Origin of the sequence: Bradyrhizobium sp. AUGA SZCCT0222, assembly GCF_018130205.1 — a bacterium.
In the GTDB taxonomy this organism is placed as follows: domain Bacteria; phylum Pseudomonadota; class Alphaproteobacteria; order Rhizobiales; family Xanthobacteraceae; genus Bradyrhizobium.
In genome coordinates this window covers 103884-128759 of record NZ_JAFCLX010000016.1, presented here as the reverse complement: position 1 = coordinate 128759, position 24876 = coordinate 103884, and the positions used below count along the sequence as shown (strand labels likewise).

The 24876-nt window shown below is 63.0% G+C and carries 21 protein-coding genes; 8 read left to right on the top strand and 13 right to left on the bottom strand.

Annotated features, from left to right (window positions below; translation table 11 throughout):
- Nucleotides 1-185 precede the first annotated feature (185 nt).
- From JQ629_RS16680 to JQ629_RS16665, 4 genes are all read left to right on the top strand, one after another.
- The gene (locus JQ629_RS16680) at nt 186-1391 is read left to right on the top strand and encodes a divergent polysaccharide deacetylase family protein (RefSeq protein WP_212413597.1); all 1206 of its coding nucleotides are present in this window, start codon (nt 186-188) and stop codon (nt 1389-1391) included.
- A gap of 85 nt (nt 1392-1476) precedes the next feature.
- Nucleotides 1477-1980, top strand: coding sequence for an RNA pyrophosphohydrolase (locus JQ629_RS16675; RefSeq protein WP_212413596.1), 504 nt, complete (start codon nt 1477-1479; stop codon nt 1978-1980).
- Between the two features lie 113 nt (nt 1981-2093).
- Nucleotides 2094-2603, top strand: coding sequence for an RNA pyrophosphohydrolase (locus tag JQ629_RS16670; protein WP_212413595.1), 510 nt, complete (start codon nt 2094-2096; stop codon nt 2601-2603).
- Nucleotides 2604-2613: 10 nt separating this feature from the next.
- The gene (locus JQ629_RS16665; protein WP_212413594.1) at nt 2614-3282 is read left to right on the top strand and encodes an HAD family hydrolase; all 669 of its coding nucleotides are present in this window, start codon (nt 2614-2616) and stop codon (nt 3280-3282) included.
- A gap of 9 nt (nt 3283-3291) precedes the next feature.
- On the opposite strand, the gene JQ629_RS16660 is transcribed toward JQ629_RS16665, so the two are convergent.
- The 6 genes from JQ629_RS16660 to JQ629_RS16635 form a co-directional block, all read right to left on the bottom strand.
- The gene (locus JQ629_RS16660) at nt 3292-4995 is read right to left on the bottom strand and encodes an adenylate/guanylate cyclase domain-containing protein (RefSeq protein WP_212413593.1); all 1704 of its coding nucleotides are present in this window, start codon (nt 4993-4995) and stop codon (nt 3292-3294) included.
- A gap of 216 nt (nt 4996-5211) precedes the next feature.
- Nucleotides 5212-5619, bottom strand: a complete 408-nt coding sequence (locus JQ629_RS16655) for a F0F1 ATP synthase subunit epsilon (protein ID WP_212413592.1) — start codon at nt 5617-5619, stop codon at nt 5212-5214.
- Nucleotides 5620-5714: 95 nt separating this feature from the next.
- Nucleotides 5715-7157, bottom strand: coding sequence for a F0F1 ATP synthase subunit beta (gene atpD, locus JQ629_RS16650; RefSeq protein ID WP_212413591.1), 1443 nt, complete (start codon nt 7155-7157; stop codon nt 5715-5717).
- A gap of 58 nt (nt 7158-7215) precedes the next feature.
- Nucleotides 7216-8094 (bottom strand): F0F1 ATP synthase subunit gamma, encoded by an 879-nt coding sequence (locus JQ629_RS16645; RefSeq protein WP_212413590.1) that lies wholly within the window; start codon nt 8092-8094, stop codon nt 7216-7218.
- A gap of 105 nt (nt 8095-8199) precedes the next feature.
- Complete coding sequence (atpA, locus tag JQ629_RS16640; protein WP_212413589.1) at nt 8200-9729, bottom strand: F0F1 ATP synthase subunit alpha; 1530 nt, start codon at nt 9727-9729, stop codon at nt 8200-8202.
- Nucleotides 9729-10289 carry a F0F1 ATP synthase subunit delta gene (locus JQ629_RS16635; protein ID WP_212413588.1) on the bottom strand — a complete coding sequence of 187 codons (561 nt, stop codon included), beginning with the start codon at nt 10287-10289 and terminating at the stop codon, nt 9729-9731. The genes atpA and JQ629_RS16635 overlap by 1 nt, the downstream gene beginning before the upstream one ends.
- A gap of 668 nt (nt 10290-10957) precedes the next feature.
- On the opposite strand from JQ629_RS16635, the gene JQ629_RS16630 reads away from it, so the two are divergent.
- Together JQ629_RS16630 and JQ629_RS16625 are read left to right on the top strand one after the other, a co-directional pair.
- Nucleotides 10958-11455: a septal ring lytic transglycosylase RlpA family protein gene (locus JQ629_RS16630; RefSeq protein WP_212413587.1), complete on the top strand. Its 498-nt coding sequence runs from the start codon at nt 10958-10960 to the stop codon at nt 11453-11455.
- Between the two features lie 281 nt (nt 11456-11736).
- Complete coding sequence (locus JQ629_RS16625) at nt 11737-12360, top strand: MSMEG_1061 family FMN-dependent PPOX-type flavoprotein (protein WP_212413586.1); 624 nt, start codon at nt 11737-11739, stop codon at nt 12358-12360.
- A gap of 195 nt (nt 12361-12555) precedes the next feature.
- Here JQ629_RS16625 and JQ629_RS16620 read toward each other — a convergent pair whose 3' ends face one another.
- Nucleotides 12556-14766 carry a primosomal protein N' gene (locus JQ629_RS16620; RefSeq protein WP_212413585.1) on the bottom strand — a complete coding sequence of 737 codons (2211 nt, stop codon included), beginning with the start codon at nt 14764-14766 and terminating at the stop codon, nt 12556-12558.
- Nucleotides 14767-14929: 163 nt separating this feature from the next.
- On the opposite strand from JQ629_RS16620, the gene JQ629_RS16615 reads away from it, so the two are divergent.
- Both JQ629_RS16615 and JQ629_RS16610 read left to right on the top strand, forming a co-directional pair.
- Complete coding sequence (locus tag JQ629_RS16615; RefSeq protein ID WP_212413584.1) at nt 14930-15901, top strand: tyrosine recombinase XerC; 972 nt, start codon at nt 14930-14932, stop codon at nt 15899-15901.
- A gap of 116 nt (nt 15902-16017) precedes the next feature.
- On the top strand, nt 16018-16608 hold the full coding sequence (locus JQ629_RS16610; RefSeq protein ID WP_212413583.1) for a DUF4337 domain-containing protein: 591 nt from the start codon (nt 16018-16020) through the stop codon (nt 16606-16608).
- Nucleotides 16609-16666: 58 nt separating this feature from the next.
- On the opposite strand, the gene JQ629_RS16605 is transcribed toward JQ629_RS16610, so the two are convergent.
- The 6 genes from JQ629_RS16605 to sucD all read right to left on the bottom strand — a co-directional run bounded on the left by JQ629_RS16605 (nt 16667) and on the right by sucD (nt 24854).
- The gene (locus JQ629_RS16605) at nt 16667-17197 is read right to left on the bottom strand and encodes a hypothetical protein (protein ID WP_212413582.1); all 531 of its coding nucleotides are present in this window, start codon (nt 17195-17197) and stop codon (nt 16667-16669) included.
- 35 nt (nt 17198-17232) lie between these two features.
- Nucleotides 17233-18636: a dihydrolipoyl dehydrogenase gene (gene lpdA, locus JQ629_RS16600; protein ID WP_212413581.1), complete on the bottom strand. Its 1404-nt coding sequence runs from the start codon at nt 18634-18636 to the stop codon at nt 17233-17235.
- A gap of 36 nt (nt 18637-18672) precedes the next feature.
- Nucleotides 18673-19422 carry an SDR family oxidoreductase gene (locus JQ629_RS16595; RefSeq protein WP_212413580.1) on the bottom strand — a complete coding sequence of 250 codons (750 nt, stop codon included), beginning with the start codon at nt 19420-19422 and terminating at the stop codon, nt 18673-18675.
- A 66-nt stretch (nt 19423-19488) separates the two neighbouring features.
- Nucleotides 19489-20745 (bottom strand): 2-oxoglutarate dehydrogenase complex dihydrolipoyllysine-residue succinyltransferase, encoded by a 1257-nt coding sequence (gene odhB / locus JQ629_RS16590; RefSeq protein WP_212413579.1) that lies wholly within the window; start codon nt 20743-20745, stop codon nt 19489-19491.
- A 118-nt stretch (nt 20746-20863) separates the two neighbouring features.
- Nucleotides 20864-23833 (bottom strand): 2-oxoglutarate dehydrogenase E1 component, encoded by a 2970-nt coding sequence (locus tag JQ629_RS16585; RefSeq protein WP_212413578.1) that lies wholly within the window; start codon nt 23831-23833, stop codon nt 20864-20866.
- 136 nt (nt 23834-23969) lie between these two features.
- A complete protein-coding gene (gene sucD / locus JQ629_RS16580; RefSeq protein ID WP_212413577.1) occupies nt 23970-24854 on the bottom strand; it encodes a succinate--CoA ligase subunit alpha in 885 nt (294 codons plus the stop codon).
- Between the last annotated feature and the right edge of the window lie 22 nt (nt 24855-24876).

The window sequence follows — 24876 nt, the reverse complement described above, 5'->3', positions numbered from 1 at the left end:
TCGAACCCAAGTCTGATCGAACCTAAGTCAATTCCCGTGAAAAGGGCGGCCTCCGGGCCGCCCTTTTTGTTGCCGGTTCCAACTATCCCCCGCGGCATCCCGGGGTGGACGGCTTTTGAGCGGGTCGCGAGCGTTCGAATCCGGTCCATCGTGGTATCGTCGGCGCGGTTGATTCGGGGAGGTCCATGACGGAAACGGCCGACGAGCTGAGCACGCCGCTCGGACAGGAAACCAAGCGCAAAAAGCGCCGGTTCCGGCTGCCGTTCACCGCGATGCAGGCACTGGCCGTGCTGCTTGGCCTGTTCCTGGTCGGCTTTGCCACCATCGCCCTGTTTACGGACAATCCCTTTGGCGGCGAGCCGGTCGCGCACGTCGCCATGCGCAAGACGCCCGTAGCTGACGAGAAAGCCACCGCGGCCGCGTCCGGTCCCGTCGAGCAGGCTGCGAAATCCGCGCCCAAACAGACTGCGGCCGGCGAGAACAAGACTGTCACCATCATCGACGGATCCAGCGGCAAGCGGCAGGACGTCGTGATCGGCGGCGATGCCGGCAACAACAACGATGCGGAGACAGCGCCCGCAACCGCGATGGCCGGCATCGATCCGCGCCTGCTGGAGAAGTCGCGCTACGGCATGATCCCGGTGGTTGCCGACGGCCTGAAGCCGTTTACGGTCTATGCCGCCGACGCCGACCGCGCCAAGGCCGCCAGAATGCCCGTTGTCGCCATCGTCGTTGGAGGCCTCGGTGTCGGCGCCGCCAAGACGGTTGATGCCATCATGAAGTTGCCGCCCGCCGTGACGCTGGCGTTCACGCCCTACGGGGCCGACCCGACGAAACTCGCCGAGCGCGCGCGGGCGCAACGCCACGAGATCCTGCTGCAGGTCCCGATGGAGCCGTTCGATTATCCCGACAACGATCCCGGCCCGCAGACCCTGCTGACGACGCTGGCGCCCGAGCAGAATATCGACCGTCTGTATTGGCATATGAGCCGGATCCAGGGCTATGCGGGGATCGCCAACTTCATGGGCGCGCGCTTCGTGGCGACGGACGCCGTGATGCAGCCGATCATCCGCGAGGCGGCCAAGCGCGGCCTCGGCTATCTCGATGACGGCTCCACCCCGCGTAGCGCCGCCCCCGCATTGGCGGCGGGTCAGGCGATGCCCTTCACCAAGGCCGATTTCACCATCGACGCGGTGCCGACCTCGGCCGAGATCGACCGGACGCTGCTCAAGCTCGAAACCCTGGCCAAGGAACGCGGCCTGGCCGTCGGCGTCGCCTCTGCCCTGCCGATTTCGATCGAGCGGATCGCCGCCTGGATCAAGACGCTCGAGAACCGTGGCATCCTGCTTGTGCCATTGACAACGGCGATGCTGAAATCAAAATCAGGCTAGCGATCAACCTGATGGCGCCGATCCGGACCTTTCCGGATTGCGCCCGCCCGATCGCTTGAATTGTGCGTGTAGGAAACCTGACGGAATGGCGCGCTACGAAGACCTGCCCTACCGGACATGCGTCGGCATGATGCTGATCAACGCAGCGGGGTTGGTCTTCATCGGTCGCCGCGCCGGCGGCATCGAGCATGTCGACGAAACGCACGTCTGGCAGATGCCGCAAGGCGGCGTCGATCCCGGTGAGGACACCTGGGCGGCGGCCAAGCGCGAGCTTTATGAGGAAACCAGCGTGCGATCGGTGGAGAAGCTCGGCGAAGTCCCCGACTGGCTGATCTACGACATTCCGCGCACCGTGGCCGGCCGCACCTGGAAGGGCCGCTACCGCGGGCAGCGCCAGAAATGGTTTGCGGTCCGCTTCACCGGCAAGGATAGCGAGATCAACGTCGCGAGCCCCGGCGGCGGCCACAAGGCCGAATTCATCAGTTGGCGCTGGGAGCCGATGAAGAATCTTCCGAACCTGATCGTGCCGTTCAAGCGGCCGGTCTATGAGCGCGTGGTGAAGGAATTTTCCGGCCTCGCGGGCTTGTAGCATGCGCGTTTCCCTTGAAGCAGTCATTCCGGGGCGATGCGAAGCATCGAACCCGGAATCTCGAGATCCGGGTCTGGTCCTTCGGACCATCCCGGAATGACGCCCGAAGATTTGTGATGAACCGCAAACCCTACCGCCCCAATGTCGGGATCGCCTTGTTCAATGCCGCCGGTCAGGTGCTGATCGGCCGGCGCTTTCGCGACGATGGACCCGAGATCATCCTCCCCGGTCTCGAATGGCAGATGCCGCAGGGCGGCATCGACGCCGACGAGAACCCGCGTGATGCCGTGATGCGCGAACTCTGGGAGGAGACGGGCGCAGTCAGCGCCGAGCATCTCGGCGAGACCGACTGGATGACTTACGAGTTTCCGCCCTATGACGGTCCGCCCTCGCATCGCCTCGCAAAATTCCGCGGCCAGCGGCAGAAATGGTTTGCCCTGCGCTACACCGGGCGCGACGACGAGATCGACCCGTTGACGCCGCGCAACGGGCAGCCGGCCGAATTCGACCAATGGCGCTGGGAACGGCTCGACCGCGTCGCCGGTCTCGTGGTGCCATTCCGGCGCGAGGTGTACATGGCCGTCGCCACGGCGTTCGCACGATTTTCAACCACGCCGACTTGAGAAAGTGCCGATGCCGATCCGCGCGATATTTTTCGACGTTGGCGAGACGCTGATCGACGAAACGCGCCTGCTGCACGGCTGGGCCGACACCATGGGCGTCGACAGGGCCGAGTTTCTGGCCGTGCTCGACGATATCATTGCCAAGGGCGAAAATTACCGCCTGATCTTCGAGCGGCTGCGGCCGGGTTTTGACGTCCGTGCCGCCGCCGCCGAACGCAAGCGAAGCGGAACTGATTTCAGGATTGAAGCGCGCGATCTCTATGCCGACGCCAGGCCGTGCCTGTCCGAACTGACGCAAGACGGCTGGTTTGTGGGTATCGCCGGCAATCAGCCGCCCACGGCCAAGGCGGCGCTCGAATCGTTCGGCCTGGAGGCCAGATTGATCACGACCTCGGCGGAGCTCGGCGTCGACAAGCCTTCGCTCGATTTCTATCGCGAGACCCTCGCCAAGACCTCCACAATGTCCGAGTTCGATCCAGCCGAAGTGCTCTATGTCGGTGACCGTCTCGATAACGACGTCATTCCGGCACGGAATTTTGGCATGAAGACCGCGTTACTTGAACGCGGCCCTTGGGGTCGCAACCATGTTCGCTGGCCCGATGCCGCGCTCGCCGATTTCATACTGAAAGATCTGGCCGGATTGCCGGCATTGCTGCGCGGGATCAAAGCGCAGAGCTGATATAAGCCGCTAGTTGGGCCCGACCGTAAACGGCCCGACCGCGACGATTCGGCAATCGCTGTCGCGCTTGGCGCACTCGCTGAGGGCTTCGTTGACTGCAGCCTGCTCGCTGGCTTGCTTCAATCCCAGACCAGGCCGCCTAGCGGCGCCTACGGCGACTGCGCTCCATCCACTCGCAGCATCTGCAAGTTTGCGCGCGGCATCATCGCGCGCTTCAGGTGCAATCAGCGAAGTATCGGCCGCCTTGAAGAAGCCGGTCACCCTCATCGTTGTCGGAACCGGAGCGACAAAGGCATCGTTCAGCGCCACAATCATGCAAGGGACCCCTGCGATGGCGCCGCACGATTCCAGACTCCGTCGCGCCGCCTCCTCTACCGAATCCACACCGACGACCATGTAGTATTGGCCGACGCCGGGGCCGACTGCCAGGATCTTGGTCTTACGGGCCGGCACATAGATATTTTCGATCCGCGCCTTGCCGGGCTCACGCGTCAGCGGCATCTCCCTGGAAGAAAATGACCGCTCAGTTACCGGGTCGTGCTTGATCCAGGGCGGCGGTGGCATGGGCGGCTTGCCGTTGACGTAAACGACTCTGTTGCCGACGGCATAGAGTTCGCATTTTCGGGGTGACGAGGCGCTGTCCGCGCGCTTCTGGCATTGCTCGACTGCCATGCTTCTTGCCGCCTCTTCGCTCGGCTGCCCGGTGACGAAGGCGTTAAAGCCGCCAAAATTAAGCGAGAACGCCTTGAAGTCGGTAGCAGGTGCATACTCTTTATCCAGCGTCGCGCGAATCCTGTCGCCGATGAACGGTACGGCAGCTGCTGCGAACGCCTCCCCTGATGCAATCGGCGAAGGCGGAGGCGGCGCTGGAACGGCAGACGCAACTACGGTCGGCGTTGGGGCCGGAGTCGGCGGAGATATCGGTGTCGCCACGCCGACGGGCGGCGGCGCAAACGTCGGCGAGGGAGAACCTGTCGGAGCCATCGACGGCGCCGGCGCCGGGCTCACATGGCTGCTCGCGACTTGCGGCGCCTGTTTCGCCGCCATGTTCTCAAGCTTGGTGAAATACAGAAAGCCGCCGACGCCGATCGCGGCCAGACTGATCAGGGTGACCGCGACCGGCCACATCCAGTTTGGCGCACCGTGATCCGAAGCCTTGATCGGCTTCTTGACCTGCGGCGTCGAGTAGGAACCGTCCTCGCGCCGCATCGCCACCATGAAGGCATGCACCGGCGTCGGGATGTTCTTCACTTCCTGCGCGCCGATATCGGCGAACTGCACCGACAATTTGTTGGCGACCTGTTCGTGTACCGCGCGCGAGACGCAGATGCCGCCGACTTCAGCGAGACCCTCGAGGCGTGCGGCAATGTTGACGCCCTCGCCCAGCAGGTCGCCGTCGCGTTCGACCACATCGCCGATCGTGATGCCGATGCGAAACGACATCTGCCGGCTCGGCGGATACGCCATGTTCCGGGTGCGCAGGCTTTCCTGAATATCGATGGCGCAGCGTACGGCTTCCACCGCGCTCGGGAATTCGGCAAGCACCGCGTCTCCCGCGGTGTTGAAAATGCGGCCGCCGCATTTGGCGATGAAATCGTCGGTCACCTGGCGATAGGACGCGAGCCGCCGCAGCGTTTCCTCTTCGTCCTCGGCAACCAGGCGGCTGTAGCCGGCAATATCGGCCGCAAAAATCGCCGCGATCTTGCGCTTCATAAAAAACAGCCCTGCACCAGCACCTTTAGCCGCAGAATGCCGTCAGAAGTTCCCGCGTGCAACCACAGCGTTTTCGCAGCAGAAGCCCGCCCCGGACCCGAGCGGGAGTACCGGTCCCCGCCACGAAAACGAGCCAAAAAAAATCAGCGCCCGTCACTATGACGAACGCTGAATCTATTCAGGTTTTTATGGAGCCCCGGCGCCGTGCCCCGGGGCTTAGTGCATAGCCGTCGTGCTGATCTGGTGCTCGATGCTCTTGAAGTGATCGAGCCGCTCGATGGCGTGGTCGAGTTCGGAGCCTTCCTTCTCGGCGAGCTTGGCTTCCATCTCGGCAATCGTCTCGGCGAACTGCGTCCTGTCGAGATCCTGCGTCGAGATGGCGACGTCGGCGAGCACGGTGAGGCCCTTCTCCGACACTTCGGCAAGGCCACCGAGCACGATGATCTTCTGATGCGTGCCGCCGGAGGTGATGGTCAGGATGCCCGGACGGACCGCGGCCACAACCGGCGCATGGCCGGCCAGCACGCCGAAATCGCCTTCGACGCCGGGCACGTCAACCTGATCGACTTCGCCGGAGAAGGCGAGTTTTTCGGGGGAGACCAGATCGAAGTGGAAGGTGGCCATGGAGTAGTCCTGCGAATAGGAAGTGGCGCGTAGCGAATAGTGAGTGGCGAATGGAAAGGCGAATATCTATTCGCTACTCCCTTTCGCCATTCGCCTTAGGCTGCCTCGGCAGCCAGCTTCTTGCCCTTCTCGACGGCTTCTTCAATGTTGCCGACCATGTAGAAGGCCGCTTCCGGCAGATGGTCGTACTTGCCTTCGCACAATCCGCGGAAGCCCTTGATGGTGTCGGCGAGGTCGACGAACTTGCCGGGCGAACCGGTGAACACTTCGGCGACATGGAACGGCTGCGACAGGAAGCGCTCGATCTTGCGGGCGCGGGCAACCGCGATCTTGTCCTCTTCGGACAGTTCGTCCATGCCGAGAATGGCGATGATGTCCTGCAGCGACTTGTAGCGCTGCAACACCTGCTGAACCATACGCGCGGTCTCATAGTGCTCCTGGCCGACGACCAGGGGGGACAGCATGCGGGAGGTCGAGTCGAGCGGATCCACCGCGGGGTAGATGCCCTTTTCCGAAATCGCGCGGTTCAACACCGTGGTCGCGTCCAAATGGGCGAACGAGGTTGCGGGCGCCGGGTCGGTCAAGTCGTCGGCCGGCACGTAGATCGCCTGCACCGAGGTGATCGAGCCCTTGTGCGTGGTGGTGATGCGCTCCTGCAGCGCGCCCATGTCGGTGGCGAGCGTCGGCTGATAACCCACCGCCGAAGGAATACGACCGAGGAGCGCCGACACTTCCGAGCCTGCCTGGGTGAAGCGGAAAATGTTGTCGACGAAGAACAGCACGTCCTGCCCCTGATCGCGGAAGTGCTCGGCGACGGTCAGGCCGGTAAGGCCGACGCGGGCGCGGGCGCCCGGGGGTTCGTTCATCTGGCCGAACACCAGCGCGCATTTCGACTTCACGCTCGGATCGGGATTGTGCGGATCGGCGTTGACCTTGGATTCGATGAACTCGTGATAGAGGTCGTTGCCTTCGCGGGTACGCTCGCCGACGCCGGCGAACACCGAATAACCGCCGTGCGCCTTCGCGACGTTGTTGATCAGTTCCTGAATCAGCACGGTCTTGCCGACGCCGGCGCCGCCGAACAGGCCGATCTTGCCGCCCTTGGCGTAGGGCGCCAAGAGGTCGACGACCTTGATGCCGGTGACGAGAATTTCAGCTTCGGTGGACTGGTCGGTATAGCTCGGCGCTTCCGCATGGATCGGCCGCATGCCTTCCGACACCACCGGACCAGCTTCATCGATCGGTTCGCCGATCACGTTGATGATGCGGCCGAGCGTGCCAGCACCGACCGGCACCATGATCGGCGCGCCAGTATCGGTAACCTCACCGCCGCGGACCAGGCCCTCGGTGGTGTCCATGGCGATGGTGCGCACCGTGGATTCGCCGAGATGCTGGGCGACTTCAAGCACCAGACGGTTACCATTGTTGGTGGTCTCAATCGCGTTCAGAATGGCGGGCAGATGCCCTTCGAACTGCACGTCGACGACGGCGCCGATGACCTGGACGATGTGTCCGGTCTGGTTTGCTGCTGCGGCCATAAAACTCTCTCCTTCGAATTCTTGTCTCTGGAAGTCCGTCAGGGTGTCGCGCGAATGGCTAGAGTGCCTCGGCGCCGGAGATGATTTCGATCAGCTCCTTGGTGATCTGGGCCTGACGGGTGCGGTTGTAGATAAGGGTCTGCTTGCGGATCATGTCGCCGGCGTTGCGGGTGGCGTTATCCATCGCGCTCATCTGCGCGCCGTAGAACGAAGCGTTGTTTTCCAGCAGCGCGCGGAAGATCTGCACCGCGAGATTGCGCGGCAACAGGCGCGTCAGGATCTCGTCTTCTTCCGGTTCATATTCGTAGGACGTCGACGGACCGGCATTCGCGGCCGGCGCTTCAACCACCAGCGGGATGATCTGCTGCGCGGTCGGGATCTGGGAGATCACGGATTTGAAGCGCGAATAGAACAGCGTGCAGACGTCGAATTCGCCCGCGTCGAAACGTGCCAGAACCTTCATGGCGATATCCTCGGCATTGATGAAGCCGAGCTGACGCACCGATTTCAGGTCGAGATGTTCGACGATCTGCTTGTCGAACTGGCGGCGGAGCTGCTCGTAGCCCTTGCGGCCGACGCAGAAGAACTTGACCTCTTTGCCTTGGGCGATCAGCGACTGCGCGCGTTCGCGCGCCAGACGCACGATCGAGGAATTGAACGCGCCCGACAGACCACGCTCGCCGGTGCAAACCAGCAGCAGATGAACCTGATCGTTACCGGTACCGGCCAACAGCGCCGGCGCGCCGGGTGAACCCGCGGCTGCGGTTGCGATGTTCGAGATCACCGCGTCCATTTTTTCCGCGTAGGGCCGCGCCGCTTCGGCGGCGGTCTGCGCGCGGCGCAGCTTGGAGGCTGCGACCATCTGCATGGCCTTGGTGATCTTCTGCGTCGCCTTGGTCGAGGCGATGCGGACCCGCATGTCTTTCAGTGAAGCCATTCTTAGTTCACCCCGGCGATCTGATCTCTATGACCTGATCGCAAGCCCTCTTTCATCAGGCCCGGCGTTAAGCCGGGCCAAGCCTTTAGTTAGTCGGCCGGCACATCAAGCAAGCGTCTTGGAAAAACCTTCGACAACCGCCTTCAGCTTGCCCGCGGTATCGTCGCTGAGATCGCGGCTTTCGCGGATGCTGTTGAGGATCTCGACGTTCTTGCCGCGCAGCAACGACAGCAGGCCGTCTTCGAAGGGGCGCACCTTGTTGAGCGGGAGCGCATCAAGATAGCCGTTGGTGCCGGCCCAGATCACACAGACCTGCTCTTCCATCTTCAGCGGCGAGAACTGCGGCTGCTTCAGGAGTTCGGTCAGGCGCGAACCGCGATTCAGCAGGCGCTGGGTCGAGGCGTCGAGGTCGGAGCCGAACTGCGCGAACGCCGCCATTTCGCGGTACTGCGCCAGCTCGCCCTTGATCTTGCCGGCGACCTTTTTCATCGCCTTGGTCTGCGCCGACGATCCGACGCGCGACACCGACAGACCGACGTTCACCGCCGGGCGGATGCCCTGGAAGAACAGGTCGGTTTCCAGGAAGATCTGGCCGTCGGTGATCGAAATCACGTTGGTCGGAATGTAGGCCGACACGTCGTTGGCCTGGGTTTCAATGACCGGCAGCGCGGTCAGCGAACCCGAGCCCTGATCCTTGTTGAGCTTGGCCGCACGCTCGAGCAGGCGGGAATGCAGATAGAACACGTCGCCCGGATAGGCTTCGCGGCCCGGCGGACGGCGCAGCAGCAGCGACATCTGGCGATAGGCGACGGCCTGCTTGGACAAATCGTCATAGATGATGACGGCGTGCATGCCGTTGTCGCGGAAATATTCACCCATGGTGCAGCCGGTGAACGGCGCGATGTACTGCATTGGCGCCGGATCGGAAGCGGTGGCTGCAACGATGATCGAGTATTCCAGCGCGCCCTGCTCTTCGAGCACTTTCACGAACTGGGCAACGGTCGAACGCTTCTGGCCGATCGCGACATAGACGCAATACAGCTTGAGGTTCTCGTCCGGCTGCGCATTGAGCGGCTTCTGGTTCAGAATGGTGTCGAGCGCGATCGCGGTCTTGCCGGTCTGGCGGTCGCCGATGATCAGCTCGCGCTGGCCGCGGCCGACCGGGATCAGCGCGTCGATCGCCTTGAGGCCGGTCGCCATCGGCTCGTTGACCGATTTGCGCGGAATGATGCCGGGCGCCTTGACGTCGACCCGCTTGCGTTCGGTGGCCTGGATCGGCCCCTTGCCGTCGATCGGATTGCCGAGCGCGTCGACGACGCGTCCGAGCAGGCCCTTGCCGACGGGCGTATCGACGATGGCGCGGGTGCGCTTGACGGTCTGGCCTTCCTTGATCTCGCGGTCGGCGCCGAAGATCACGATACCGACGTTGTCGGTTTCAAGGTTGAGCGCCATGCCGCGGGTGCCGTTCTCGAACTCGACCATCTCACCGGCCTGGACATTGTCGAGGCCGTAGACGCGGGCAATGCCGTCGCCGACGGACAACACCTGTCCGACTTCGGTAACTTCAGCCTCCTGGCCGAAATTCTTGATCTGGTCCTTGAGGATCGCGGAAATTTCCGCGGCGCGGATGTCCATCAGCCTGCCTCTTTCATCGCGTGCTTAATCGAATTGAGTTTGGTGCGAAGCGAACTATCCACCATGCGGCTGCCGAGCTTGACCACCAGGCCGCCGATAATAGAGGGATCGACTTTCACGTTGAGCGCGACGTCCTTGCCCGTCACTGATTTCAGTGCGGTCTTGAGAGCGTCGAGATTCTTGTCGTTGAGCGCTTCGGCGACGGTGACATCTGCCGTAGCCTCGCCCTTGAATTTCGCCACCAGCGCGCGGAAGGCGCGGATCACGTCGCCGACGGCGAACAGCCGGCGATTGGCGGTCAGGACTTTGAGAAATTTGGCAGAAGTGCCCGAAATTCCGGCCTTGTCGAGAATCGCGGTGAGCGCCTTCGACTGCGCATCTGCCGAGAATACCGGACTGCGGACCAGGCGCTTCAAATCAGCGCTGTCGGCCAGCATGGCCTCGAATCTATCGAGATCGGCTTTTACTGCGTCGATCGATTTCTCGTCGCGCGCCAACTCGAACAAGGCCGTTGCATAACGGCCTGACACTCCCGAAACGGACGGATCTTCAGCAGCCACAGAGACGCTCTTTTTTGCTGTCAAACTCGCAAGGGAAAAACCGTCGCCACGGAAGCGGCGCCTAGCGATCCAAGCCCTTGGAATTCAAGCGGGACTTCGATTTTCGACCGGCACGAGAGGTGCCGGGATCGTTAAAATCGCGGCTTTGCTAACATAGCAAGCGCGCAGGTGCAACATGACGGCGCGCGCGGGCGATGCCTTGTCGCACGACTATTTTAGTTGGCCTCTAATCCAGTTTTCCAAGGCCAGTTTTTCCAGCGCCAGTCGCAGCGAAACGCCCGTCACGATTTTGCCGCGCAGGCCCGCGCCGGAACGGCGCGTCAGCGACAAGCTCAATCGTTCCGCCCGTATTTGCATGGGCGCCATGTATCTCCGGAACAACCCGAATCCGGTTCCCCGCCGTTTACTTGCCGTAACGTCGCGAACACTAACGAACACTTAACTCATCAATAATTCCAAGTATTGGAATGGTTAAAAATTCGTTAACGTAATGTATTAATAAATACGATTCGATTAGTTGATCTAGGTAACAAGATATGCCAGCCAGCGGAAAACGAGGATTACTGCCCAATTCATGCCTCATTGCCTAATCAAACGGCCATCTCACACACGGGAACGGGGGTTCCACTTGTCACATATGTGGCAATACTGTCTGAGGGATTATTTATATGTTGAGTACGAAGAACCTGCTGCCGGGATCTATCATCCGGTCGCGTACAGCGTTCGCTTTGATTGCCGCAACTCTCCTGGCCGGTGGCAGCATTACCGAAGCTTCGGCCAAATCCAGGCACCACCGTCATCACCATCACCATTCCCACCACGCCCAAAAGGCCCAGAGCAACTGGCAGGACGCCAACGCCTCGATCGGCTCAAGCTCCGGGCGCAGCTTCTCGGGCATGGCTTCCTTTTACGGCAATGAATCCGGCAGCAAGACCGCGTCCGGCCAGCGTTTCAACCAGAACGCCATGACCGCGGCCCATCGCAGCCTGCCGTTCGGCACCAAGCTCAGGGTGACCCATGGCGGCCGCAGCGTCATCGTCACCATCAACGACCGCGGCCCCTTCATTAAGGGGCGCGTGCTCGACCTTTCGACCGGCGCTGCCAGCGCTGTCGGACTGACCCGCGCCAAGGGTGTCGGCCGCATCACCGCCGAGGTCGTCTCCTAAGAGCGCTGATCGAGCACCGTTGCCGGTTCAACAAACCAGGTAAGCGTTGCGTAGCGTAACGGTCGCGGAATCTTTCGCGCACCGATAAGGGCCTGCCGTCGCAAATGACGGCAGGCTTTTTATTTGGGCGCGCTCGAGCCGGCAGAGCCACTCGCTGCTGCCCCGCCCGTACGGCGCGGAGCCGCTCTGGCCACCACGGTGGCAGGAGGATCGTGCTAGGTTCCGAAGGCAACAGGCGCACCGCCTTCCGCAGCCTTGAACCAGCACTGACGAGATCGATCATGAGCCAGATCAAAACCGTGGAACAACTGAGAAATGTTCTTCCCGAACCCCGGGCGACCACCAAGGCCAAGATAGCCCCCTACCTCGACGAACAGGCGATCGATTTCCTGCAAACGTGCCCGTTTGGGCTGATGGCCACGACCGGCCGCGACGGGCCAATCGAGGTGTCGCCGAAGGGCGACGAGCCTGGGTTTGTCCGCGTCGAGAATGAAACAACGGTTCTGCTTCCGGAACGGGCGGGCAACAACCTTGCGTTCGGCCTGCAGAACATCATCGAGACCGGCCGGATCGGGATGATTTTTCTGCGCCCCCGGACCGGCGAGACGCTGCGGCTCTCGGGCCGGGCCGAGATCTTTGACGATGCCGAACTGCTGGCGACACTCGGCAAGGAAGGCCGCCCGGCGCTGCTGGCGATCCGGATCCACATCGAGCGCTGCTATTTCCACTGCGCCCGCTCGGTGCTCCGGTCAAAGCTCTGGCAACCCGAACATTGGCCGGAGCCCAAGCGCATCTCGTTCGGAAAAGTCTTCGCGGCGAGGGCCGGCGCCGACGAGGATCAGGCGGCGAAAATCGACGCTTTTGTCGAGCAGGGATACACGACCAATCTGTGGTCGAACGGTTGATGTTGATCTACCGCGAGAGGCTGTCGCTCATCAATTGCGGCAAGCTTTTTCATCCGTCATTGCGAGCGAAGCGAAACAATCCATAGCACCGCACAGGGAAAGATGGATTGCTTCGTCGCGGAGCCTGTCATCGGGCGCGCATTCGCGCGACCCGTTGGCTCCTCGCAATGACGATGAGGCGACACTTCTACGACCTTACAAAAAACTCTGCGGATCGACGTCGACCTCGAGCTTGAGATTGCCTTTTGTCTTCGGACCCGCCGCAAGCCATTCGCGCAAATAGTCCGACAGATCGACGTTGCGCAGCGACTTTACCAATAGCCGAAAGCGATAGCGGCCCTTGATCACTGCCAGCGGCGCTTCGGCGGGGCCCAGCACCTGGATGCGCTCGTCGATCGGCGCGATCGCAGCTAACTTGCGCGCAAAACCTTCGGCGGTCGGCCGGTCGCCGGCGGAAATGATCAGGCTGGCGAGCCGCCCGAACGGCGGATATCCCGATCGTTCGCGCTGATCGATTTCAGTGGCATAGAACGCCTCGCGATCGCTTGCGACCAGCGCCTTCATCACGGGATGATCGGGCTGATGGGTCTGCAGGTAACCGATGCCGCGGCCCTGGTCGCGCCCGGCGCGGCCGATCACCTGGTTGAGCAATTGAAACGTACGCTCGGCGGCGCGCGGATCGCCATTGCTCAGGCCCAGATCCGCATCGACGACACCGACCAGATTGAGCCGCGGGAAATTATGGCCCTTCGCCACCAGCTGCGTGCCGATGATGATGTCGACGCGGCCCTCGGCGATTTCGTTCAGCTCGCTGCGCATGGTTTCGATCGAGGTGATCAGGTCGCTCGACAGCACCATGGTGCGCGCGTTCGGGAACAACTGCGCGGCCTCCTCCTGCAGGCGTTCGACACCGGGCCCGATGGCGGCGAGCGATTCCTCGGCTGCGCAATGCGGACAGATATTCGGGCGCGGCATCGAGAAGCCGCAATGGTGACAGACCAGCCGCTGGCGAAAGCGATGATCCACCAGCCAGGCGTCACAGATCGTGCAGGAGAAGCGATGTCCGCAGGCGCGGCACAGCGTCAGCGGTGCATAGCCGCGGCGATTGAGGAACAACAGCGCCTGCTCGCGCTTCTCGATCGCCTGCCCGATGTAGTCGGCAAGCCGCGGCGAGACGAAGCGGCCGCGCGGCGGCGGTTCGCGGCGCAAATCGATCGCCTCGATCTGCGGCATATGCTGGCCGCCGAAACGCGACGGCAGCGCGACGCGCTGATAGCGCCCCTTGCGCGCGTTGACTTCGGTCTCGATCGACGGCGTGGCCGAGGCCAGGATGATCGGGATTTTCGCGATATGCGCGCGCACCACCGCCATGTCGCGGGCGTGATAATGCGCGCCGTCATCCTGCTTGTAGGCCTGGTCGTGCTCCTCATCGACGATGATCAGGCCGAGATCAGCATAGGGCAGAAACAATGCCGAGCGCGCGCCGACCACGACCGGCGCTTCGCCGGCTGCGATCGCCGCCCAGTTGCGGGCACGGGTGCGCGGCGTCAGTTCGGAATGCCACTCCAGAGGACGCACGCCAAAACGCAGTGCGAAGCGGTCGAGGAATTGTCCTGTCAGCGCGATCTCCGGCATCAGGATCAGCGTCTGCTTGCCGCGGCGGATGATTTCGGCGATCGCCTCGAAATAGACTTCAGTCTTGCCCGAACCGGTGACGCCATCAAGCAACGCGACGTGAAAGCTGCCACTCGCCGCCAGCGCCCGCATTGCATCGACGGCCGTGCGCTGCTGCCGGGAGAATTCAGGCTGGGCAAACGACGGATCGGGTGCCGGCGGCGCCAGCGGCGGCGGCATCGCCTCGACTTGCAGCGTACCCTCATCGACCAGCCCGTCGATCACGCCCGAACTGACGCCGGCCTCCCGGGCGGCTTCGGACTTGCCGTGCAGCAGGCCATCCGACAGCACGTCAATCGCCCGCCGTCGCGCCGGCGTCAGGCGCCGCGGCGGCTCACCGACCAGCCGCACGCCAAGGCGCATCCGTTCGGGGCCGAGATTTTCGCCCATCCGCAAGCTCATGCGCAGCACCATGCCGCGGGCGGAAAGCGTGTAATTGGCGACCCAATCGACGAGCGAACGCAGTTCCTCCTTCAACGGCGGCACATCGAGCTTTTCGCCGACATCTTTTAAGCGGTTATGCAGGCGCGGATCGGGATTGGCGTTTTCCGCCCACACCACCGCCACCACCTCGCGCGGCCCCAGCGGCACGCAGACGACGTCGCCGGGCTTCAGCTCCATGCCGCGCGGCACGCGATACGAATAGGCCTGATTGAGCGCAACCGGCACCAGCACATCGACGACGCGCGTCGATGAGGCGGAGGAACTGCTGCTGCGCGTCGAATGGTCCATCGGGAATCAGGCTTAAGGGGTGCAGGGACTTAAGTTAAGAGGCGCTCAAGTTAAGGGCGCGCGACGGCGAGGGCCAGTGGCACCGGCGCTGGTGGGGGCAAGTTAGCGAACGGTAAACGAAAGAGGTGCGATATAATCAGGAGAATCAGGGCGCCCATAGTCCATGACCAAGCCTGTTCCGTCACTTCAACCGATCGAGCTCGATTGCGCCGACGCGACGCTGGCGCTGGAGATGACGCACTGGCTGTCGCATCTGCGCGCCGAACGGCGGCTGTCGCCCAAGACGCTGGAGGCCTACGCCCGCGACCTCCGGCAATGCCTGATTTTTCTTAGCCAGCACTGGGGCCGAAAAGTTACGCTCAAGGGATTTGCGGCGCTGGAAGCCAGCGACATCAGGGCCTTCATGGCGATGCGCCGCGCCGACGACATCGGGGGCCGCTCGCTGATGCGGGCGCTGGCGGGGCTGCGCTCGTTCGGACGTTTCCTGGAGCGCGAAGGCAAGGGCAAGGTCGGCGCGCTCTCGGCGATCCGTGCGCCGAAAATCGGCAAGAGCCTGCCGAAGCCGATCCAGATGGCGGCCGCCAAACGTTTTGCCGATGCCGACGAACGCGCCGGCGAGGATCGCGATCCCTGGATCTGGGCGCGCGACGCCGCCGTGATGGCGCTGCTGTACGGTTCGGGCCTGCGCATCTCCGAGGCGCTCGGGCTGAAAAAGCGCGACGTTCCGCTGCCCGGCGAGGGCGACGTCATCATCGTGACCGGCAAGGGCAACAAGACCCGCATGGTGCCGGTGCTGCAGAACGTGCTGGCGCTGATCGCCGCTTACACCGCGGTCTGTCCGCATCAGCTTAACCCGGAGGGACCGATTTTCGTCGGCGCACGCGGTGGGCCGCTCAGCCCGCGAATCATCCAGCTCACCATGGAGCGGCTGCGCGGCGCGCTCGGCCTGCCCGACAGCGCGACGCCGCATGCGCTGCGGCATTCATTTGCTACCCACCTGCTGTCGCGCGGCGGCGATCTGCGCGCTATCCAGGAATTGCTCGGCCACGCCTCGCTCTCGACCACGCAGATCTACACCGGCATCGACAGCGAGCGGCTGCTGGAAGTGTACAAGACCGCGCATCCGCGCGCCTAGTGCCCCGCGCCGCGCGCCGACATACTATCGTCACATCGCGGACTTCCCCTGCCCGCCCCTTGCGCTGGCCGAATGGTTCCGGCAATCGTAAGCAGGTCACCTGGCAGGAGGGAATCATGGGCGCACATGAAAGTATGGAGCATGCGGAGCACGCCGAGCACGCTTCCAGCTCCAACAAGAGAATCGCATTGCTGATCGCCGTCATTGCGCTGTTTCTTGCGCTGTCGGAGACCCTCGGCAAGGGCGCGCAGACCGAATCGATCAGCAAGAATGTCGAGGCGTCGAACCTCTGGGCGTTCTTCCAGGCCAAGAGCATCCGCCGCACCACGGTTCAGGCCACCGCCGAGCACGCCAAGCTGAGCCTCGGGGTCACCACCGATCCGGCCGCAAAGGCGGCGCTGCAAAAGCAGATCGACGACTGGACCAAGACTGCGGCGCGCTATCGCTCGGAGCCGGAAACCGGCGAGGGCTCGGAAGAACTCATGAAGCGCGCCAAGCATGCCGAACATTTGCGCGACGAGGCGATGGCCAAATACCATCACTACGAAGTCGCCTCGGCCGCGTTCCAGATCGGCATCGTGCTGGCATCGGCGACCATCATCACCGGCATGATCGTGCTGGCGTGGGGTTCCGCCCTGCTCGCCGTGATCGGAATTGGCTTCACCTTGATCGGCCTGTTCGCGCCGCATCTCGTGCATTTGATGTAGCTCGCTTCACCTCTCCCATCGGGAGAGGTGAAGCCGATCTCTGCTAGGGTGAATTCGATTACCGCGCTTCGTGCACGCGTTTGCGAAAGCGCTGGATCAGCCTCAGCATCCGACCTGACCAGCCCTCGCCGTCGCCGCGCAGCATCTCGGCGATCCGGCGCTTGACCGGCTCGACCAATGCAGCTGCCTTGGCGCGCAGCATCATGATGAACTCATAAACCTTTTTGAACCACTGCATCTTCAGCAGCTTCGGCCGCGTCACATCGAAGATGAAGGCGGTGACGCCGACGCCGACGAACTTGCCGAGAACGATGACGACGATCGCGCTGATCCAATATTCATTCGCCAGCAGCCACAGCCCGACCAGCTTGAGCGGAAACAGCGGAATCACCGGCACCGCAAACACGATCAACGTCATCGCCGGCGACAGCGTAGCAACACGCTCGGACAGCCATCGCTTGAACGCACGGAACGGAATCCACGCGACGACGCGCTCGACGATCGGCTCGAGATGATCCCATAGCCATGCTTCGATCAGGAAGATGACCGCAAGCAGAACCCATAACGGTTTCAATAGGCGGCGCATCATCTGAAAATCTCGACCCGGCGTGTGCCGGGCATCGATCACATATGGATGGCCCGTTTGCCGACCGCAAGCGCGGCTTCCTTGATGGCCTCGGAGCGGGTTGGATGCGCGTGGCAGGTCCGGGCCAGATCCTCGGCGGAACCGCCAAATTCCATCAGAACGGCGGCTTCATGGATCATTTCGCCGGCCTCACGGCCGATGATGTGCACGCCGAGCACGCGATCGGTCTTCGCATCTGCGAGAATCTTCACAAAGCCGTCCGTGGTCTGGTTGACCTTGGAGCGGCCGTTGGCAGTGAAGGGGAATTTGCCCGACGTGTAAGCCACGCCCGCCTGCTTCAGCTCTTCCTCGGTCTTGCCGACCGACGACACTTCCGGCGTGGTATACACGACGCCCGGGATGACGTCGTAATTCACATGCCCGGCCTGCCCTGCGATGATCTCGGCACACGCCACGCCTTCGTCCTCGGCCTTGTGCGCGAGCATCGGACCCGCCACCACGTCGCCGATCGCATAGACGCCCTTCACGCTGGTCGAGAAATGCGCGTCGATCTCGACGCGGCCGCGATTGTCGAGCGCGATACCCGCCTCCTTCAGGCCAAGGCCGTCCGTGTAGGGCACGCGGCCGATGCAGACCAGCACGACATCGGCTTCGATGGCCTCGGACGCACCGCCGGCCGCCGGCTCGACCTTGACTGACAGCGTCTTGCCTGACGTGTCGACGCCGGTGACCTTGGCGCCGAGCTTGAACGCAAAGCCCTGCTTTTCGAGAATGCGCTGGAATTGTTTTGCCACTTCGCCATCCGTGCCGGGCAGGATTCGGTCGAGGAACTCCACCACGGTGACTTTCGCGCCAAGACGATGCCACACCGAACCGAGTTCGAGACCGATCACGCCGGCGCCGACAATCAGCAGGCTCGACGGCACCTTGTCGAGTGACAGTGCGCCGGTCGACGACACGATCCGCTTCTCGTCGATCTCGATGCCCTTCAGCCGCGCGATATCGGAGCCGGTGGCGATCACGATGTTCCTGCTCTCGACCGTCTGCGCCTTGCCGTCACTGCCGGACACTTCGACCTTGCCGGCACCAAGAACTTTGCCCGTGCCGCTGATGACGTCGATCTTGTTTTTCTTCATCAGGAACTCGACGCCTTTGACGTTGCCGTCGATGCCCTGCTGCTTGAAGTTCATCATCGACGGCAAATCGAGTTTCGGCGCGGAAACGCTGATGCCCATTTTCGCAAAGGAATGCCCGGCTTCCTCGAACATCTCGGACGCGTGCAGCAGCGCCTTCGACGGCATGCAGCCGACGTTGAGGCAGGTCCCGCCGAGCGTCGCATTCTTCTCGACCACGGCCACTTTCATGCCGAGTTGCGCGGCGCGTACCGCGCAGACATATCCGCCCGGACCGGTGCCGATGACGACGAGATCGTAAGAAGCCATGATTGAAGTCCCGTAACTGAATTCTATGACAGGGTATTACCGGCCGCCCGATACATCGAGGATGGCACTGGTGACGTACGAAGCGTCGTCCGACATCAGCCAGACGATGGCATTGGCGATTTCTTCCGCGGTACCCACGCGCTGCATCGGCACCATATGCGCTAGGCGATGGGCGCGATCGGGTTCGCCGCCGCTCGCGTGAATCTCGGTGTCGATCAGTCCCGGCCGGATCGCGGCGACGCGAATGCCCTCGCCGGCGACTTCATGGCCGAGGCCGACCGTGAACGAATCCACGGCGCCCTTCGACGCCGCATAATCGACATAGGTATTGGGCGCGCCGAGCTTCGCCGCGACCGAGGAAAGATTGACGATGACGCCGCCTTTGCCGCCATGTTTGGTCGACATGCGCTTCACGGCCTCGCGTGCGCACAGGATGGACCCGGTAACGTTGACCGCCATCACGCGCTGGATGCGCTCGGCCGACATCTGGTCGACGCGCACGCCGCTCTGACCGACAATACCACCGTTATTGACGAGCGCCCCTAACGTACCGAACTGATCGGCCGCCTTGAACAGCGCGAGGATGTCGCTTTCCTCGGCAACGTCGCATTTCACAGCGACAGCCTTGCCGTTCTTGCGCTCGATCTCGGTGACGACTTCGTTCGCCGCCGCCTCGTTGCTGGCGTAACCGACGACAACCCGAAAGCCACGGGCCGCCGCGGCAATCGCGGTGGCGCGACCGATGCCGCGGCTACCGCCGGTGATGACAACGACTTTATCGGTCACATTCGCCCCCATCCATCAATACGCCGCGCCAATACCCGCCGAGCAGCGGGCACTCGGACGCGACCATCAGAGATCCAGCACCAGTCGCGCCGGATCTTCCAGGCTCTCCTTGACGCGGACCAGGAAGGTGACCGCTTCCTTGCCGTCGATGACGCGGTGATCGTAGGACAGCGCCAGATACATCATCGGGCGGATCTCGATCTTGCCGCCGATCGCCATCGGCCGCTCCTGGATCTTGTGCATGCCGAGAATGGCGGACTGCGGCGCGTTCAGGATCGGCGTCGACATCAGCGAACCGTAGATGCCGCCATTGGTGATGGTGAAGGTGCCGCCCTGCATCTCGTCGATCTTGAGCTGGCCGTCACGGGCGCGGCGGCCGAAATCGGCGATGCTCTTTTCGATGTCGGAGATCGACTTGTGGTCGCAGTCGCGTACCACAGGCACGACGAGGCCCTTGTCGGTGCCGACGGCGACGCCGACATGGTAGTAATTCTTGAAAATCAGATCAGTGCCGTCGATCTCGGCATTGACGGCCGGAATGTCCTTGAGCGCCTGCACGCAGGCCTTGGTGAAGAAGCCCATGAAGCCGAGCTTGGTGCCGTGCTTCTTCTCGAACACGTCCTTGTACTGCGTCCGCATCGCCATGATGTGGCTCATATCGACCTCGTTGAAGGTCGTGAGCATCGCCGCGGTGTTCTGCACGTCCTTCAGGCGGCGCGCGATGGTCTGGCGCAGCCGCGTCATCTTCACGCGCTCTTCGCGCGCGGCATCGTCGGCGGGCGACGGTGCTCGCACCTGCACGGCGGCGGCGGGCTGATTGACCGGAGTCGGCGCGGAAGCGGCCTTCTCGATCGCAGCCAGCATGTCGCCCTTGGTGACGCGGCCATCCTTGCCGGAGCCGGGCACGGTGGCGGCATCGATGCCGCTTTCGGTGGAGAGTTTGCGCACCGAGGGCGCCAGCGGCGCGTCCGCGGGTGCGGCCTTTGGCGCCGCAGCAGGTGCGGCGGCAGCGGCGGGCGGCGGCGCGGCGGGAGCAGCTGCAGCTGCAGAATTCTTGGGCGGCGCGGCCGCCGGCTTGGCGCCTGCCGCGCCGTCATTGATCTGTCCGAGCAGCGCGCCGACGGCGACGGTTTCGCCGTCCTTGGCGGCGATCTCGCCCAGCACGCCCGCTGAAGGCGCCGGGACTTCGATGGTGACCTTGTCGGTCTCGAGCTCCACCAAAGGCTCGTCCACCGCCACGGCGTCGCCGGCCTTCTTGAACCAGCGGCCAATGGTGGCCTCCGTCACGGACTCGCCGAGCGTCGGAACGCGAATGTCAGTCATGGTCTGTTTTCCTCAATACCCTTAAGCGGTCATAAATCGTAACCGCCATCCCCGCCTTCCGCCTTCGCTCGTTGAGCTACGGCGGACAGGTCGCGGGGCATGACGGTTGAATGGTGGTCTAGCCTAGCGCGTCATCCAGCAGCGCCTTGAGCTGCGCCAGATGCTTCGACATCAAACCGGTGGCCGTCGCCGCCGCCGCCGCGCGGCCGGCGTAACGCGGACGCTTGTTCGGTGCGTGGATCTGGTTCAGCACCCATTCGAGATAGGGCTCGATGAAGTGCCAGGCACCCATGTTGCGCGGTTCTTCCTGGCACCAGACGACTTCCGCATTCTTGAAGCGGGCGAGCTCGTGCACCAGTGCCTTCAGCGGCACCGGATAGAGCTGCTCGACGCGCATCAGGTAGATGTCGTCGATGCCGCGCTTCTCGCGCTCCTCGTAGAGATCGTAATAGACCTTGCCCGAGCACAGCACGATGCGGCGGATCTTGTCGTCGTCCACCAGCTTGATCTTCTCGTCCGGCAGCATCTGGGCGTCATCGTAGAGGATGCGGTGGAACGTGGCGTCCTTGCCGAGTTCGTCGAGCCGTGACACCGCCCGCTTGTGGCGCAGCAGCGATTTCGGCGTCATCAGGATCAGCGGTTTACGGATTTCGCGATGCAGCTGACGCCGCAGCACGTGGAAGTAATTCGCCGGCGTGGTGGGATAGACCACCTGCATGTTGTCTTCGGCGCACATCTGCAGGAAGCGCTCGAGACGGGCCGAGGAGTGCTCCGGTCCCTGCCCTTCATAGCCGTGCGGCAGCAGGCAGACGAGACCCGACATGCGTAGCCATTTACGTTCGCCCGAGGAGATGAACTGGTCGAACAGCACCTGCGCCCCGTTGGCGAAGTCGCCGAACTGGGCTTCCCACATCGCCAGCGCATTCGGCTCGGCCAGTGAATAGCCGTACTCGAAGCCAAGCACCGCCTCTTCCGAAAGCAGCGAGTTGATCACCTCGTAGTGGCCCTGATCGGGGCCAAGGTGATTGAACGGCGTGTAACGGCTCTCGTCCTCCTGGTCGATCAGCACCGAATGGCGCTGCGAGAAGGTGCCGCGCTCGGAGTCCTGCCCCGACAGGCGGACGTGCCGGCCTTCCTGCATCAGCGTGCAGAACGCCAGCGCCTCGCCGGTGGCCCAGTCGATGCCGACGCCATTGTCGATCGCCTTGGCGCGATTTTCCAGGAAGCGCTGGATGGTGCGGTGAACGCGGAAGCCGTCGGGCACCTTGGTGATCTTGCGGCCGATATCCTTCAGGATAGCCGTATCGACGCCGGTAACGCCGCGGCGCGCATCCTCTTCCTGATCGGCGGACTTGAAGCCGGCCCATTTGCCGTCGAGCCAGTCGGCCTTGTTGGGCTTGTAGCCCGAGCCGGCCTCGAGTTCGGCATCGAGCCGCGCCCGCCAGTCGGCCTTGGCCTTTTCGACCTCGCCCTCGGTCAGCACGCCGTCAGCGATCAGCCGCTTGGAATAAAGCTCGACCGTGCCGGGATGCGTCGCGATCTTCTTGTACATCACCGGCTGGGTGAACATCGGCTCGTCGCCTTCGTTGTGGCCATGCCTGCGATAGCAGAACATGTCGATCACGACGGGCTTGTGGAATTTCTGCCGGAATTCGATCGCGACCTTGGCCGCGAACACCACGGCTTCCGGATCGTCGCCGTTCACATGGAAGATCGGCGCGTCGATCATCTTCGCCACGTCGGACGGATAGGGCGAGGAGCGCGAGTAGCGCGGATAGGTGGTGAAGCCGATCTGGTTGTTGACGATGAAGTGCAGCGAACCGCCGGTGCGGTAGCCCTTCAGGTCGGACAGGCCGAAGCATTCGGCGACCACGCCCTGGCCGGCGAAAGCGGCGTCGCCATGCATCAGCACCGGCAGTACCGAAATACGCATGTCCGGCGGATCGCCGTGCTGGTCCTGCTTGGCGCGCACCTTGCCGAGCACGACGGGGTCGACGATTTCCAGATGCGACGGGTTGGCGGTCAGCGACAGATGAATCTTGTTGTTGTCGAACTCGCGGTCCGACGAGGCGCCGAGGTGATATTTGACGTCGCCGGAGCCTTCGACCGCGTCGGGATTGGCGGAGCCGCCCTTGAATTCATGGAACAGCGCGCGGTGCGGCTTGCCCATCACCTGCGTCAGCACGTTGAGGCGGCCGCGATGCGGCATGCCGAGCACGATTTCCTTCACGCCGAGATTGCCGCCGCGCTTGATGATCTGCTCCAGCGCCGGAATCAGCGATTCAGCTCCGTCGAGGCCGAAGCGCTTGGTGCCGGTGAATTTGATGTCGCAGAACTTCTCAAAGCCTTCGGCTTCGATCAGCTTGTTGAGGATCGCGCGCCGGCCTTCCGGCGTGAAGCTGATTTCCTTGTCCGGCCCTTCGATGCGTTCCTGGATCCAGGCCTTCTGCGCCGCGTTGCTGATGTGCATGAACTCGACGCCGAGCGTCTGGCAGTAGGTGCGCTCGCAGATCGCGACGATTTCGCGAAGCGTGCCGTATTCAAGACCGAGCACGTGATCGAGGAAAATCTTGCGGTCGAAATCGGCCTCGGCAAAACCGTAGCTGCGCGGATCAAGCTCCTCGCGATCGCGCTGGGCCTCGATGCCGAGCGGATCGAGCTTGGCGTGGAAATGACCGCGCATGCGATAGGCGCGGATCAGCATCAGGGCGCGAACCGAATCGCGCGTCGCCTGGTTGATGTCGGCCGACGCCACTTCGGCGCCCTTGGCAAAGGCCTTGTTCTCGGCCTTGGCCGCCAGCTTGGTGCCAACCGCCTTTTCGACCTGCGCCCAGTTGCCGTCCAGCGCCGAGGTCAGCTCGTCGCGCGGCGTCAATGGCCAGTTGTCGCGGCCCCAGGAGGCGCCCTCGGCGTTCTTCTGGACGTCGGCCGGGGTGTCTTTCAGGCTCTTGAAGAACTCCTGCCAATCGGGATCGACCGAAGCGGGGTCCTGCTCGTAGCGGGCGTAGAGATCGTCGATGTAGGTGGCGTTGGTGCCCTGCAAAAAGGAGGAAAGGGCAAATGCGGCATTCGCGTCCTGGCGAGACATGATGGCGTCCTGGTAATTTTTGGCTTCGCGCGTGGAAAACGGCGCTTTGGCCGGTCCGGAGGCCCGGACCAGCGAGTTAAAGCACCTCTAACCTATTTAGCGCGAAATTTCCCGCCCAAAAGAACCAAGAATTGAATTAGGACTTCAATTTTTCGGCAAGGGTGTGTCCGAGCCGCGCCGGCGACGGAGAGACGGTGATTCCGGCGGATTCCATCGCTGCGGTCTTGGAACCGGCGTCGCCCTTGCCGCCGGAGATGATCGCGCCGGCATGGCCCATGCGGCGGCCGGGAGGGGCGGTGACGCCGGCGATGAAGCCGACCATCGGCTTACTTCGGCCCCGCTTGGCCTCGTCCTTGATGAACTGGGCGGCGTCCTCCTCGGCGGAACCGCCGATTTCACCGATCATGATGATCGAGGTGGTCTTGGGGTCGGCGAGGAACATTTCCAGCACGTCGATGAATTCGGTGCCCTTGACCGGGTCACCGCCGATGCCGACCGCGGTGGTCTGGCCGAGGCCTTCCTGGGTGGTCTGGAATACCGCCTCATAGGTCAGCGTGCCCGAGCGCGACACGATGCCGACGTTGCCGGGCTTGAAGATGTTGGCCGGCATGATGCCGATCTTGCATTCGCCCGCGGTCATGACACCCGGGCAGTTCGGTCCGATCAGGCGGGACTTCGACCCCGATAGCGAACGCTTGACGCGGACCATGTCGAGCACCGGAATGCCTTCGGTGATGCAGACGATCAGCGGGATCTCCGCATCGATCGCCTCGCAGATCGCGTCCGCAGCCCCCGGCGGCGGTACGTAGATGACGGACGCATCGGCGCCGGTCTTCTCGCGCGCTTCGGCGACCGTGTCGAACACCGGCAGACCCAGATGCGTCGCACCGCCTTTGCCCGGCGAGGTGCCGCCGACCATCTTGGTGCCGTATGCGATCGCGGCTTCGGAATGGAACGTGCCGTTCTTACCGGTAAAACCCTGGCAGATGACTTTGGTATTCTTGTCGATCAGAACGGACATGATGGATGTTACTTCCCTGGAT